Origin of the sequence: Actinomyces sp. oral taxon 170 str. F0386 (assembly GCF_000195595.1) — a bacterium.
Lineage (GTDB): Bacteria > Actinomycetota > Actinomycetes > Actinomycetales > Actinomycetaceae > Actinomyces.
The window spans coordinates 128,833-143,706 of sequence record NZ_GL882511.1 but is presented as its reverse complement, the minus strand read 5'-3'; the positions used below and the strand labels follow the sequence as shown (position 1 = coordinate 143,706).

Here is a 14,874-nt window from a genome sequence, read left to right as displayed (position 1 = left end):
GATCCCACCGGGTTCGGGGCCGCGTATTGCACGCTGTTCAGGCCGACAGCAGCGCCAGGACGGCCTTGACGCGGCGGTGGACGGCGGCGTCGGGTAGCAGGCCGAGCTTGGCGAAGATCCGCTGGGTGTGCTTCTCCACCGCCCCCTCGGTGACCACCATGATCTCGGCGATGCCGGCGTTGGTGCGCCCCTCGGCCATGAGCGCCAGCACCTCCCGCTCGCGGGGCGTGAGCTCCTGCAGAGGGTCGTCGCGCCGGCCTCGCTGGAGGACCTGGGAGACGACGTCGGGGTCCAGGACGAGCTCACCGCGCGCCACCCGCTCGACCGCTCCGAGGAAGGCGTCGATGTCGCCAACCCGGTCCTTGAGGAGGTAGCCCAGGGACCCGCCGCCGTCGGCCAGGAGGTCGGGCAGGTAGCCGGCGACGACGTACTGGCTCAGCAGCAGGATGGGCGCGCCCGGCCACTGGGCGCGGATACGGGTGGTGGCGCGCAGGCCCTCGTCGGTGTGGGAGGGCGGCATGCGGATGTCGGCGACGACGACGTCGGGCCGCAACCGCAGGGCCTCGCTCACGAGGGCCTCGCCGTCCCCCACTCCTCCGACGACCTCGTGGCCGCCGTCGGTCAGGATGAGTGCCAGTCCCTCGCGCAGGAGGACGGAGTCATCAGCGATCAGAACGCGCACGGGATCATCGCCTCCACCATGGTCGGCCCGCCGGTCGGGGACGTGACCGTGAGCCTACCGTCGACACCGCTGATCCGCTCGACCAGACCGGCCAGGCCGTGGCCCTTGGCGGTCGAGGCCCCGCCTATGCCGTTGTCGCTGATCCCCACGTACAGGGCGCCGTCGACGACGCGGGCATCGACGCCGGCGGCCGTGGCCCCGGAGTGCTTGTTGAGGTTGGCCAGGGACTCGCTGACGACGAAGTAGGCGGCCTGGGAGACGTGGTCGGGCAGGTCCACCCCGGACAGCTCGGTGCTCACCGTGACGGGCACGGAGGAGCGGGTGGCGGCCTCGGTGATGGCGGCGGCCAGGCCACGGTCGACGAGGACGGGTGGTGCGATGCCTCGGGAGAGCTGGCGCAGCTCGTCGAGGGTCTGCTGGGTCTGATCCATGGCACCCTGGATGATCGCCGAGGCCGCCGCCGGGTCCTTCTCGGCCTGGCGCTGGGCACGGGCCAGGTCCATACGCAAGCGCACGAGGCGCTGCTGGGGACCATCGTGGATGTCGCGCTCGAGGCGGCGGCGGGTGTCGGCCTCGGCGCGCTGGACGGCGGCCCGGGAGGTCTGGAGGCGGCTGACCTCACTGCGCCAGGAGAGCATGCCTCGGATGAGTCCCGTCTGCATGGCGGCCAGGCCCCGTAGGACGAAGGGGGCGGTCAGGGAGAAGATGACGCCGCCTACGAGATCGATGACGACGTCCCAGAGCAGGGGCGGATACAGGCCCAGAAGATCGGACAGACCCTGGCGCTGGTCTCCAAGGATTGATTCGGTAATGACATCGGCGATAGGGGCGAGGAGGCCGCCCACGGCCAGAGCCAGCCACACGACGGTGAGGATCCAAGTGACCAGGGAGACCGGGAAGTAGACGATGGTCCACAGCAGGTCCATCCAGCGCTGAGGATCACGCAGGCGCCGGAAGAGCCGACGGCGCGCAGAGGTTCCTGGCTCTGAGATGAGGTAGCCGCCCGGCACCGGCTCGCGTCCGTCCACACGCGCCACGGCGAGGCGGGCCATATTGGCGAAGCCCCCGGCGATGCTCAGGTCGATGACGAGCACCAGTAGTCCCACCCAGATGATGACGGTGCCCGCGCCGAGGACGGTCAGCGGCACGGCGAGGCAGAAGGCGAGCAGGCTCAGTGGCCAGCTGAGGAGGAGGAAGACGGCATCCCTGCCGAGGCGACGGTAGCGCACGGCCCATACTGATCGGTTCATGCCTCATATCCTCCTCAGGCCTGGAATCACGCCCAATCCTGCCACCTGGCGAGGCCTTGGTGGGGCTAGCCCGACATGTCAGTCTGCGAGCCGATCGGTCAGATTGCAGGCGAGATCGTCGGCCCATCTCCCGTAGCGGGCTTCGCCGGGGCGGCTGAGGCAGTACAGGAGGTTGCCCAAGCGGTCGAGGAGCTCGTAAACGTCGCGGCGGGCGAGCAGCTGCTGCGGGTCGATGGCACCAGCGTGACGAGAGTACCGCGAGTACTCCGTGACGAGGGCGGCGACGTCGTCGGGCGTCATGGGCAGGTACCAGGGCCCGCCGGTCACCCGGCCGCCGATGAGGGCCAGGTCCTTCGCGGTATCGCCGGGGCCCGACCACTCGAAGTCGATGAGTCGTGGAACGCCGTCGGGGCCGAGGATCACGTTGGTGGCGACGACGTCGCCGTGGATGAGCGGGTGGGTGGGGACGGCCTCGAATGCCGGGGCGAGTCGGGTGAGCTCACGGAGCCAGGCGGGCAGAAGCGCACTGACGCGTGGATCGGTGAGTGTCTCCGGGTGGTACCTGCCCCACCAGGTCAGCAGCTCCTCCCCCTGCTCACTCGCGCTCGGCACGCTCGCGGCCGACGGCGCGGGACCGGCCGCGAAGGCCACATGCAGGCGGGCGATCTGATGGGCGAGGGAGGTCGCGAGCCGCGGGTTCCAGTCTGCGGCTCGCAGGGCCCGGCCGGGAACGTGGGTGGTCACCATGTAGGGGGCGCCGAGCGGGCTGTCGGCTCCGGTCTCCAAGGCGACGGCGCTGGTGCCGAGCTCGGGCGGGACGCGCCTGAGGACCTCGAACTCGGCCTCCATGGAACGAGGCATCTCATGGGGAGGACGGCGAGGAACGCGCAGGACCCGGGCCTGGTCGCCGGAGCCGATCCGCCAGGCGGTGTAGCTCTCGCCGGATCCGAGCGGCGCGATCTCAGGATCCCCCGGCTCGGCCGTCACTCCGTGCAACTCACCGGCATCGACGGCGGCCCGGATGCGTCGGGCGAGATCATCGTCGGGCAATGGAGGGCTGTGCACTCCCCTATCCCACCATTCCCACCGTCACCTGGCCCCGCCTGTGAGGCCGTGGCAGATGATGGTCCGAGCGGCCTCGGTGGTGGTGAGCCGGGCGGTGCCCAGGCGGAGGTCGGCCTCGGGCCAGGGGGCGTAGTCGCGGCGTTCTACAGCCTGCCAGTCCGGCGGCTCAAGACCCTCGATGTCGCTGACCCGCTGCTGGGCGCGGCGGCGGTGCTCGGCCCTATCGGAGCAGATGAGCTCGACGGCGAGGAACCGGCACCCCCGGACCGAAGCCGTCTCCTCCCACAAGCGGCGGGTGACGGGCAGCGGGTTGACGCACTCGACGAGAACGTCACCGCCCGAGGCCAGGACGTCTCGGGCGACGGCGGCGGCCGCGTAGTATCCGGCACCTCCAGGCATTCCGGGGAGCATCTCGGCGCTGTCCCGCAGTGCCTGTTCAATGGAGTCGATGCGCAGCCAGGTCGGCGGCCCATCCGGCGACTGCGACTCTGCCCGCAGGCGCAGGAGCTCCCGGCACACTGCGGTCTTGCCGACCGCGGGCAGACCGCCGACGACGGTCAGGGTCACCGTCAGTACCCGGCCATCTGCTCGAGGCGGGCGATGCGCTTGTCCATGGGCGGGTGGGTGGAGAAGAGGTTGCGCAGGCTCCCGAAGGGGTTGGCGATCATCATGGAGGAGACCGGCTCGAGGCGCGGGTCCTGCCCCATGGGCACGCTCGAGATGCCCGACTCGAGCTTGCTGAGCGCGCTGGCCAGGGCGAGCGGGTCCTGAGTGAGCTCGGCGCCGTCGTGGTCGGCGTCGTACTCACGGGTCCGGGAGATGGCGAACTGGGTGATGGCGGCGGCCAGGGGCGCCAGGAGGGAGAGCAGCAGAACGGCGATGATGTTGCCGCCGTCCCGGTCGCGCCGGTTGCCGCCGCCGAACCACATGGCCATGGTGACCATCGAGGAGATGACGCCGGCGATGCCCGCGGCCACCGAGGAGGTGAGGATGTCGCGGTTGTAGACGTGGGAGAGCTCGTGGCCCAGGACGCCGCGCAGCTCGCGCTCATTGAGAAGCTGGAGGATGCCCTGGGTGCAGCACACGGCAGCGTGCGAGGGACTGCGTCCGGTGGCGAAGGCGTTGGGGCTCATCGTGGGGGCCACGTAGAGGCGCGGCATGGGCTGGCCGGCGGCGGCGGAGAGCTCACGCACGATGGCGTACATCTGGGGCTGTTGGTCCTCGGTGACCTCGATGGCGCCCATGGAGCGCACCGCGATCTTGTCGGAGTTCCAGAAGCCGAAGGCGGTCTGTACCAGGCCGATGACCGGCGCAATGATCAGCCAGATGTAGGAGCCCGTCCCTCGGGCCAGTACGTAGCCGATCAGGAGGAGCAGGCTCCACATGCCGCCCAGGAGGACGGCGGTCTTGAGACCGTTGTAGTGGTGAGTCCTTGTCATGGGGGGAGACTATGGGATGAACCTGTGTCCCACCTATGTCCACCGGCGCGTGCGGCCATTGGCGGATCAAGGAATAACGGCAAGGCTCCGCGCGGCTCAGACGGGGCGCGGGCTCAGCCGCGCGGGACCACTCGAGCGGTACTGAGGCCGTAGTCCAGGTAGCGCAGGGCGTCCCTGAAGTCGTCGGGCCGGAAGGTGGATCCCGGTGCCTCGCGCACGAGGGTCCAGTACTCCCCCATCGAGTCGAGGACCGCGTACCCGGTGTCGCGGAAGCCGGCCCGCTCGTAGAAGGAGAGCCGGCGGCGACGCTGCTCGGCGTTGTCGGCCTCGGCGATGACGGGCTCGATGTCCAGGACGATGGTGCAGCCGGGGTGGCGGCGCTCAACCTCGGCCAGGAGGCGGGTCCCGAGGCCTCGCCCGCGGGCGGCGTCGTCGACGGCGAGGTAGAAGAGGTAGAGCAGCCGGGAGCCGGGGCGGCGCACGGTCCAGGTCAGGGCTCTGGGGGCCGGCGAGGCGTCCGAGGACGGGCCGGAGGGCTCGTCCCACCAGGCGACGAGGTCGATGCCGCGACGCAGGCTGAGCAGGTGGATGAGGGCCCAGGACAGGCGCTCCTCCTCGGGGAAGGCACGCCGATACAGGTCGTGCGCCCAGCGATCCGTCCCGCTGGCGAAGCGGATGTGTCGGATCCTCATAGGGCTTCTTCCTCTCCATCTCGGTGACGACGCCGTCCGGCACCGGCCGTGGGGACCGGTGCCGGACGGGTGATGCGACGTCGGCTGGGCTGAGCCTTAGACCGTGCTCGGCTCAGTCGGCCAGGCGGTGGGCGACGCGCTCGGGGACGCGGTCCGCCTCGGGTCGGCCGATGAGGTCCTCGGGAACCTCGGTGGAGCGGGAGATCGCGGTCATGGCGTCACGGGAGACGACCTTGACGCGCTCGCGCGGCTTGGAGTCCCCGCCGGTGACGACGACCTCGCCGTAGTCCTCGCCGAGCTCGCGCTCGTAGGCGTCCAGCAGCTCCCAGCCCTCCCAGCTGGTGAAGGGGATGCCGCGGGACTCCAGCAGGGCGATGAGGGCGTCGTGGCCGACCTGGGCCTCGTCGTCGGTCTCGGCGTGCAGGAGGCCGGCGTTGGCATCAGCCACGAGGTTCGTGATGGTCTCCTGCGCATCGGACTTGGTGGAGCCGATGAGGCCCACGGGGCCGCGGCGGATCCAACCGGTGGCGTACAGGCCGGTCAGCGGCTTGCCGTCCTCGCCGAGCACGCGGCCGCCCTCGTTGGGGACGACGTGCCGCTCGGCGTCGAAGGGGAGGCCCTCGATGGCGCTGGAGGCGTATCCGACGGCGCGGTAGACCGCCTGGACGGGCCAGTCCCGGTACTCGCCGGTACCGGTGACGCTGCCATCGCCGGTCAGGCGGGTGCGCTCGGTGCGCAGGCCCACGACATGGCCGTCGTCGTCGGTGAGGACCTCGTGAGGGGCGGAGAAGAGGTGGATGTGGATGCGGTGGGAGGCGGTGAGGTCCTCCGGCTCCTGCATCGCGTAGCCCTCGAGGGCCTTGACCACCTGGCGCTGCTGGTTGGAGGACGCCAGGGCCGCCTGCGAGCCCTCGTCGTACTCGAAGTCCTCCTCGTCGACGATGACGTCGACGTCGGGCTGCTTGCCGAGCTCGCGCAGCTCCAGCGGGGTGAACTTCACCTGAGCGGGGCCACGGCGGCCGAAGACGTGCACTTCGGTGACCGGCGACTCCCTGAGGGTGGCGGCGACGTTCGCGGGGATCTCGGTGGTCATGAGGTCGTCGGCGTGCTTGGCCAGGACGCGGGCGATGTCCAGGGCCACGTTGCCGACGCCGATGACGGCGACCTCCTTGGCACTCAGGTCCCAGGTGCGCGGGTGGTCGGGGTGACCGTCGTACCAGGAGACGAAGTCGGCGCCGCCGTGGCACTCGGGGGCGTCGACGCCGGGGATGTCCAGCGGCGCGTCGGTGTCAGCACCGGTGGAGAAGACGATGGCGTCGTAGTGCTCATGGAGCTCGGCCACCGAGATGTCACGGCCGACCTCAACGTTGCCGATGAGCCGGATGTCCCCGCGCTGGAGGATCTTGTAGAGGGCCACGATGATCTGCTTGATGCGCGGGTGGTCGGGGGCGACGCCGTAGCGCACCAGCCCGTAGGGCGCAGGAAGCCGCTCGAACAGGTTGATACAGACCTCCATGCCCGACTTCGAGAGGATGTCCGAGGCGTAGATGCCTGCGGGGCCAGCTCCGATGACGGCGACATTGAGAGGACGTGCGTTCACTGTTCTTCGTTCCTGATTCAGGGGACGTGGACGTGGTACCCACGCGCCCGCAGCTGGGGAGGCCGGTGATCCGGGCCCGGGACAACGGCGATGACGGCGGGGCACCGCGGAACAGTCTATGGAGGAAGGCGGGGACTCCCCCAGGGCGCGGGCAACATTGCCGCTTTGAGCCGCGTCACGTCGACGAGGTGCCGACGGGACCGGTCGGTGAGTCCTCCGCCGGGGAGCCGATCAGTACGGCGCGGTACGGAGCGCCGACTGGCCACGATGGCGCGTTCGGTCGTCCACACAGTGGACACCAATGCCGCATAGGCATCGTAGGCTGAGTGTAAACGCGGAATTCTAGGATTTCCCGTCAGCCAGGCAGGTTGCGACGACGACCACGTCACTCCATAGACACTGAAACTGCTCGCTCCCCAGCCGTGTCACCTCTCATCGGCAAGGCCATACCCGTCAGAGCAGACGAGACGCTAGGCGTTGGTGACCGGGATGTCGGTGAGGCGGGCGACAATACGGCCGCTGAGTCGCGCTTCGCCTTCCGGCAGGTCAATGGTGACCGAGTCCCCACCGGGATCCGGCCAGACGACCGGAAGGCGCACCGGCACGCCAGGCTTCACTGAGGAACCGAAACTGGTCATGGCTATAGGTAGCCGGTCCCCGGCCGGAGGTTCACAGTCAGTCTCCATGTAGCGAGTACTCCCACTTAGGAGGGTCAAGCTGTACACACCACCGATCACCCAGCCCCCGTGCACCTTCTGCATCGTCTCCGGCAGCGCGAAGGACGCCCCTGAAATCGATACATCCTGGTCGGAGCTCAGCTCCACGGAGCCGGTCAGGTACTTCCCGATCCGAACCACGCGGTCAATCGACATGTGCAGGGTCTTACCGTCCACGTTCACGTCCACGCCCTCAGGCCCCTTGCCCACCGGGCCGGTAGCCTCCGGCACCGCGGTCGACGACGAAGCCGCGCTCGCGCCCTGAGCAGAATCACCCTCCTGAGGCTTCGACGGCTTCAAAGTGACCTCCACGCGGCGGTTGGCCTGCTTGTTCTCCTCAGAGTCATTGGGCACCCGAGGAGACGACTCCCCCTTACCCGACACCGCCTCCTTCCACGCCGACAGATCCGTCAACGTCTTCAACCGGCCCGACACCGCCTTGGCCCGCCGCTCCGACAGATCCTGGTTATGAGCATCATCGGCCACATCATCAGTGTGACCCGTGATCGTCAACTCCCCTCCGGAAGGGTACTTCTTGATCTGCTCCACCACACCAGCCAGCACACTGTCAGCCTGAGCCGAGAGCTGATCAGAGTCCACCGCAAAAGTCACATCCCCAGCCACCGTCACCGTCGTCGACGCCTCATCGCGCTTCACATCCGACGAGCCATCAGCAGCCACCGTATGACTCTGCAGCCTACAGGGACCCGGATCACTCGTCGTGAGCTCCGCCTTGGCCAGCACGTCGGCAGCGGAGTACCCAGCCTTAGATTCCTCCGCGACCGGCACCCCAACAACCACTCCCATATGCGGCAGAAGAACCTCCACAGTTTTAACGCCGCCACCCACGGCAGCGAACACCGGGAACAGCTCCACCGGATCATCCTTTGTCACATCCTGATAGAGCCCCTCATGGCTAAGACTGAGCTCAGGGAACACCAGCCCCTTATCCAACGAAAGCATCTGCACATCAAGCAGCGTGATCGGCGCACGCGTCGTCCCGAACATGCTAGAGACCATGATGTGTCCTTCAGCCTGGCTGGTGGACACCACCAGCCTGACCACCGTGCGCTCACCAACTACCACAGCCGGCCCCACCTCCACCGAAACCGGCTTACCCTCGATTCCCGCCTCCAGCACCACACCACCATGAGGCCCAGTCGAAGCCGCCACCGCCGCATGAGCAGAGGCGGCGGAGCCCGAGCCCTTCCCCGAGGCGGAGCCGCCCTTCTTGAGGACCCCGCAGCCACCCAGAACCACGCCAGCACTGGCAACCGCAGCCACCGACAGGACTGCACGACGAGACATCACCACAGGACTCACCACACTCACACCCACAGACTCCTCAGACATTGACAACAGGAATATCGGTCAGGCGAGCAGCGACACGTTCCCAAATGCCTCCACCTCCAGGCAAATCCAATGTAACGGAGTCCTCCCCCGTATCTGGCCACACAACTGGAAAACGTGTTGCTTCACCGGGCTGGATCTCAAACACGAAATCATTGGAAAGCATCACCCAGGCCCCATTACTATAGGAATAGTCAACCCCCAGGTATCGCTGACCAGCACTCAGAAGCGTGAGGTTATAGACACCCATCATCCAACCAGCCCAGGAATGAGGTCCCTCAATCTCCGGCGGCATCAAGAACTCCCAGACGTCAACGTAGACTTTCTCCGATGCTGTCAGCATGAGAGTTCCCGCGAGATACCCTCCTACACGGAAGACGCCATCAATCGACATGTGCACGGCCTTACCACCGACTTTCACATCGACCCCCTCGGGCCCCTTGCCCACAGGGCCTGCCGGGTCAGGCACGGTCGCTGATGACGGCACTGCACTCGCGCTCGGCGACGCACTGGCCTCGGCGGGCTTCGAGGGCGTCAGCGTGATCTCCACGCGGCGGTTGGCCTGCCTGTGTTCATCGGAGTCATTCGGTACCCGCGGCGAGGACTCCCCCTTGCCTGAGACCGACTCATTCCACGTGGACAGGTCCGTCAGCTTCTTGAGCCGACTCGACACCGCCTTGGCACGCCGCTCTGACAGATCCTGATTGTGTGCATCATCAGCCACGTCGTCGGTGTGACCCGTGATCGTCAGATCCCCTCCAGAGGGGTACTTCTTGATCTGCTCCACCACATTGGCCAGTACGGCATCAGCCTGGGCAGAGAGCTGATCGGAGTCAACCTCGAAGGTCACATCCCCATCCACCGTCACCGTTGTCGACTTCTCATTCTTTTTCGTATCCGACGAACCGTCGGCAGAAAGAATAATACTATTCATTGCAAAGGGGCCGGGATCCGCCTCATCGAGCTCCGCCTTGGCGAGGACATCATCAACCGAGTAATCGACAGCACTTGCTTCCACCACCGGAAGCCCGATCGCCACTGTCATCTGCGGCATAAACAGTTCAACCGTCTTCACTCCGTCACTGGGGGCTTTGAAGACCGGAAACAACTCCACAGGCTTGTCCTTCGTCAGGGAGTCCGTAAGCCCATCCGTCCTGGTGCTCAGCTCCGGGAACACCGACCCTTTCTCCATCGACAGCATCTTCAGACCTCGCATCGAAGACCAGGCATCTTTGGTTTCGAACGTCTGATTGACAGTCAAATCTGTCGGCACCTTCTTGGCCTTTGAACTCACCACAATGCCCAGGCGTATGATCGTGTACTTGTCTTTGATGACGGCAGGCCCCACCTCCACCGAGAGGGGCACTCCTTTCCATCCCGCCTCCAGCATCACTCCGCCATGGGGACCAGTCGCGGTTGCGACGGCAGCTCGCGGGGACGCAGTCCCCGAGCCCTTCCCCGAGGCGGAGCCGCCCTTTTTGAGCACCCCGCAGCCTGCCAGAACAACTCCTGCACCGGCCAGGGCGGGCAGGGTCAGGACACCGCGTCGGGTCATTCGGGCACAGGCATCAGGCGACAGCGGTGTAGAGGACGGCATGTCGGGGACCTTTCGGCACATCGGGAACATGTGCCTGACACGCTATGCACTCCACGCCGTCGCGCACGATGGGGAGGTACCCGTCTCTCCCCATCGGCTCCCCACCATCCCATGGGGAGTCATGGGTAGTTGCGAACCCTCTTCAGTCCCCAGGACGACCTTCAGGCAGCCCGGTCCACGAGGATGCGGGCGAAGTCCTCCATGGCCGCACGCACCTGCGCCACCCGTTCACCGGCGTCGGCCAGTGCCGCCGCAGCGGCCTCATCCTCGATCCCGGCCTCGGTCAGGCGCTGCCGGGTCCCGTCAAGAACAGCCTCCTCCAGGCCCTCCAGGCCCTGGACGGCCTCGGCGGCCCAGGCCATGGCCATCTCGCGAGTGCGGGCCAGGACGGGATGCTCACGCAGACGGGCGACGACGTCGGCCAGGAAGGCGTCATCGGACAGGTCGCCCGTGGACAGGCGCGAGAGGATCGCCTGGCCGGCGGCGTCGAGCTCACCGGCCGCCAGGGCCTTGCGCAGGAGCAGCACCGGCATGGTGTCCACGCCCTCGCGCAGGTCGGTGCCGGGAGTCTTGCCGGTGGTGGCCGAGTCGCTCATGAGGTCGATGACGTCGTCGGCCAGCTGGAAGGCCACGCCGATCTTCTCACCGAACTCCTCCACGATCCGCTCGGTGCGCACCCCGGCACCGGTGAGCATCGCCCCGTAGCGGGCGGACACCGCGATGAGGGAGCCGGTCTTGTCCGCCAGGACCTGGATGTAGTGATCCACCGGGTCGGTGCCGGACGGACGCGGCAGGGTCTCATGGAGCTGGCCCATGCACAGGCGCTCGAAGGTCTTGGCGTGGGCCATGACGGCCTCCGGGCCGAGCGCCGCCACGAGCTGGGAGGCGCGGGCAACGAGGACGTCACCGGTGAGGATGGCGGCGGAGTTGCCCCACACGGTCTGGGCGCTGGGGGCACCGCGGCGCAGCGGAGCCTCGTCCATGACATCGTCGTGGTAGAGCGTGGCGATGTGTGTCAGCTCCACGGCCACGCCCGCATCGCGGATCTGCTCGCCGGCGGCCAGGGCCGGGTCACCGAGCTGGGCGGTCAGCAGGGCCAGGACCGGCCGCAGGCGCTTGCCCCCGGCCTCGGCCAGGTGCGAGGTCGGCGGGTTGATGGTCTCGTCAGCGCTGGTGACCACCTCCATGAGGCGGTCCTCGATGGCCTGGAGGGCGGGGACGATGCGCGCCTCCAGCTGGGGCGCGCTCAGCGGCAGAGATCCGATCACGGAAGGAGCATAGCCGTCCGGTCGAACAGGTCGAAGGCGGCCTGCGGCAGAATCCCCAAGCCGATTGTGGCCATCACCGCAACACTGACCGCCAGGATGATCGGGCCGTTACTGGCCACGACCACAGAGCGCTCGCCGTCGGGCTCGTGGAAGAACATGAGGACGATGAGCCGCATGTAGAAGAAGGCGGTCACGGCCGAGCAGACGACGGCAAGGATGACGAAGGGCACCCCGTTGCCGCTCAACCCGGTGGCGAAGAGCCGGAACTTGGCCATGAAGCCGGCCGTGAGAGGCACGCCCGCGAAGGACAGCAGGAAAACGGTCATGGCGCCGGCCGCCCAGGGACTGCGGCGTCCCAGGCCCTTGAAGGCCTCCAGGTCGCCGTCCTCACCGCCCACGGAGCCGCCGCGGTTGGAGCGCACCAGGGTGATGATGCCGAAGGCGCCCACGGTGGCGATCCCGTAGGTCAGGGCGTAGAAGCTGAGCGCGGAGATCGCTGCCTTGGAGTAGGCGAGGATCCCGATGAGCATGAAGCCGGCGTGGGCGATGGCGGAGTAGGCGAGCATGCGCTTGACGTCACGCTGGACCACGCCGACGACGGTGCCCACGAGCATGGTCAGCGCCACCACAGCCCACAGGGCGGGGGCCAGGTCCCAGCCCATGGCACCGGCGATGACGTAGTAGAAGCGCACGAGGGCCAGGAAGGCGGCGGCCTTGACCCCAGCGGCCATGAAGCCGGTGACCGGGGTGGGGGCGCCCTGGTAGACGTCCGGGCTCCATGCGTGGAAGGGCACGGCCGCCACCTTGAACAGCAGGCCGACGATGACGAGCATGACACCGGTCAGGATGAGCCGGTCCTGCCCCTGCACGGTGCGCACGGCCTCGCCGAGGGCCTTGTAGTCCACGGCGCCGGCCACCCCGTAGAGCAGGGCCGACCCCATGAGCAGGAAGGCTGAGGCGAAGGCCCCCAGTACGAAGTACTTCAGCGCCGCCTCCTGGCTGAGCAGCCGGCGGTGACGAGCGGTGGCCGCCAGGACGTACAGCGGCAGGGAGATCATCTCCAGGATGACGAACAGCGTGATGAGGTCGCTGCTGGCCCCGAACAGCATCATGCCGCCCAGGGAGAACAGGGTCAGAGGGAAGATCTCGGTGGTGGTCCACCCGGCCAGGAGGGACTCGCTCTCCTCCGCGCTACCGGGACGGTCGGCGGCCTGGGCCGCGAAGGCGCCGTCGCCGACGGCGGTGCGGTCGGCCATGACCAGGACGGCCAGCAGGCCGATGAGCAGGAGGACGCCCTGGGCGGCGATGGAGAAGGGGTCCTCAGTCAGGCCCGCGGACATGCGGGCGCCCGGTAGGAAGTCCTGGGCTCCCTGGTAGGTCGCCTCGACGGCGGCCCCGGCGGCCTTGACCTCGCCCCAGCGCAGGAAGAGGGAGACCCCGGAGGCCAGGATGGCCAAGAGGCTCAGCGTGGCCTGCACGGCCAGGCGTGCGGGGCGGGCGATGAAGGCCTCCACGAGGACACCCAGGACACCGGCGCCCAGGATGATGAGTACCGGCGTCAGGGCGTCCCAGTTGACGATCGGGTCAGTGGCTGAGGGGCTCACTTGGCGTTCCCTTCCGTAGCGGTGGAGGCGGCGGGCGCATCGGTCGCGCCGTCGGCATCGGAGCTGTCACCGGGGACGACGGCGGAGGCGACGGCCCCCGGAGTCCGGCTCGCCATGAGCGTGACCTGCCGGGCGACGTCGTCGAGCGCGTGGGTGAGCGTGGCCGGGGCCAGGCCGAGCGCGAGCATCGCGGCGATGATGGGGACGACGACGAGCCGCTCGCGCCCGTCGAGGTCGGGGCTGCCCACGCGCTCGGGCGCAGGTGCACCGGTGAAGACCCGCTGGTAGGGCAGCAGCATGTAGACGGCGGCGATGATCACCCCGACGACGGCCGCGCCGCCCAGGGCCAGCGAGACCGAGAAAGTGCCGGTGAGCACCATCCACTCGGGCACGAATCCGCTCAGGCCCGGCAGGGCGATGGAGGCCAGGCCGCAGACCAGGAACGTGCCGGCCACCAGCGGCATGACCCGGGCGATGCCACCGAGCTCGCTGATGGCAACCGTTCCGGTGCGCCGGGCCATGAAGCCGGTGACCAGGTAGAGGCCGGCGATGGACAGGCCGTGGGCCACCATGTAGACCATGGCACCGTTGGCGGCCACCTGGTTGCCGATGAAGATCCCCAGGACCATGAAGCCGAAGTGGCTCACGGAGGTGTAGGAGATGAGGCGGTAGAGGTTGTCCTGGGCGATGGCGGCCAGGCCCCCGTAGATGATGGAGACGACCGCCAGGACCAGGACCACCGGGGCGGCCCAGCGCGAGGCCTCCGGGAAGATCGGCAGGACCAGGGTGATCATGCCGAAGGTGCCGATCTTGTCCAGGATGCCGATGAGCAGCACCGAGGTGCCCGGCGTGGCCTGCTCCGCGGTGTCGGGCAGCCAGGTGTGGACCGGCACCAGGGGCGCCTTGATGGCGAAGGCAATGAAGAAGGTCAGGAAGATCCAGTGCCCGGCACCGGTGGACACGTGCAGGTTGGCGGCCACCGAGTCGATGAGGAAGCTGGGGCTGCCGTCCTTGGCGGAGTGCAGGGAGACCGCGATGACGCCGATGAGCATGACGAGCCCGCCGGCCAGGGAGTACAGGAGGAACTTCAGGGCGGCACGCTGGCGATTCTGCCCGCCGAAGCATCCGATGAGGAAGTACACCGGGATGAGCATCGCCTCGAAGCACAGGTAGAACAGCAGCAGGTCGCGGGCCGAGAAGATGACGACGACGAAGAACTCCAGAGCCAGGACGAGCCCGGTGAACAGGCCCTGGCGGTCGGCGGGGACCTCGCCCCAGGAGGCGAGCAGCACCAGAGGCGTGACGAAGGCGGCCAGCAGCACCATGGCCAGCCCCAGCCCGTTGACGCCCAGGGCCCAGGAGGCGCCGATGGCGGGGATCCAGGGCTGGGTGTGGGCGAGCTGGATGGTGCCGGCGTGGCCGAGGTCGAAGGCGCTCAGCGCCCACAGGCCCAGGGCGAGAACGGCCAGGGAGAACACGAGGCCCACGGCGCGGGCGTGGAGCCGGCGCAGCGGCGGGACCAGCCACAGCAGGAGCGCCCCGGCCAGTGGCACGATCGCCATGACGGTCAGGACGGGCAGCGATGCGGGAAGAGTCGGCATGTGTCGTGTC

Annotated in this window: 12 protein-coding genes; all 12 read right to left on the bottom strand. The window is 68.1% G+C overall.

All coding sequences use genetic code 11. The annotated features are described in order from the left end of the window. Positions 1–37 precede the first annotated feature (37 nt). Complete coding sequence (locus tag HMPREF9056_RS01385) at positions 38–682, bottom strand: response regulator transcription factor (protein ID WP_009402161.1); 645 nt, start codon at positions 680–682, stop codon at positions 38–40. Further along, positions 670–1,932, bottom strand: coding sequence for a sensor domain-containing protein (locus HMPREF9056_RS01380; RefSeq protein WP_034513285.1), 1,263 nt, complete (start codon positions 1,930–1,932; stop codon positions 670–672). Before HMPREF9056_RS01380 ends, HMPREF9056_RS01385 begins: the two co-directional genes overlap by 13 nt. 78 nt (positions 1,933–2,010) lie before the next feature. Further along, positions 2,011–2,997 carry a phosphotransferase family protein gene (locus HMPREF9056_RS01375; protein WP_157184973.1) on the bottom strand — a complete coding sequence of 329 codons (987 nt, stop codon included), beginning with the start codon at positions 2,995–2,997 and terminating at the stop codon, positions 2,011–2,013. 24 nt (positions 2,998–3,021) lie between these two features. Then, a complete protein-coding gene (locus tag HMPREF9056_RS01370) occupies positions 3,022–3,564 on the bottom strand; it encodes an ATPase AAA (protein WP_009402158.1) in 543 nt (180 codons plus the stop codon). Between the two features lie 2 nt (positions 3,565–3,566). Continuing rightward, positions 3,567–4,436, bottom strand: a complete 870-nt coding sequence (htpX, locus tag HMPREF9056_RS01365; RefSeq protein ID WP_009402157.1) for a zinc metalloprotease HtpX — start codon at positions 4,434–4,436, stop codon at positions 3,567–3,569. Between the two features lie 113 nt (positions 4,437–4,549). Next, entirely contained in the window at positions 4,550–5,128 is a 579-nt protein-coding gene (locus HMPREF9056_RS01360) for a GNAT family N-acetyltransferase (RefSeq protein ID WP_009402156.1), read from the bottom strand. Between the two features lie 112 nt (positions 5,129–5,240). Beyond that, on the bottom strand, positions 5,241–6,728 hold the full coding sequence (locus tag HMPREF9056_RS01355) for an FAD-dependent oxidoreductase (protein WP_034513283.1): 1,488 nt from the start codon (positions 6,726–6,728) through the stop codon (positions 5,241–5,243). 470 nt (positions 6,729–7,198) lie between these two features. Then, the gene (locus HMPREF9056_RS01350) at positions 7,199–8,776 is read right to left on the bottom strand and encodes an OmpA family protein (protein ID WP_253269889.1); all 1,578 of its coding nucleotides are present in this window, start codon (positions 8,774–8,776) and stop codon (positions 7,199–7,201) included. A 13-nt stretch (positions 8,777–8,789) separates the two neighbouring features. After that, positions 8,790–10,148, bottom strand: coding sequence for an OmpA family protein (locus tag HMPREF9056_RS01345; protein ID WP_253269888.1), 1,359 nt, complete (start codon positions 10,146–10,148; stop codon positions 8,790–8,792). A 404-nt stretch (positions 10,149–10,552) separates the two neighbouring features. Beyond that, on the bottom strand, positions 10,553–11,659 hold the full coding sequence (locus HMPREF9056_RS01340) for a polyprenyl synthetase family protein (RefSeq protein WP_009402150.1): 1,107 nt from the start codon (positions 11,657–11,659) through the stop codon (positions 10,553–10,555). After that, positions 11,656–13,263 (bottom strand): NADH-quinone oxidoreductase subunit NuoN, encoded by a 1,608-nt coding sequence (nuoN, locus tag HMPREF9056_RS01335; protein WP_009402149.1) that lies wholly within the window; start codon positions 13,261–13,263, stop codon positions 11,656–11,658. Before nuoN ends, HMPREF9056_RS01340 begins: the two co-directional genes overlap by 4 nt. Then, entirely contained in the window at positions 13,260–14,864 is a 1,605-nt protein-coding gene (locus HMPREF9056_RS01330; RefSeq protein ID WP_009402148.1) for a NuoM family protein, read from the bottom strand. The genes nuoN and HMPREF9056_RS01330 overlap by 4 nt, the downstream gene beginning before the upstream one ends. Between the last annotated feature and the right edge of the window lie 10 nt (positions 14,865–14,874).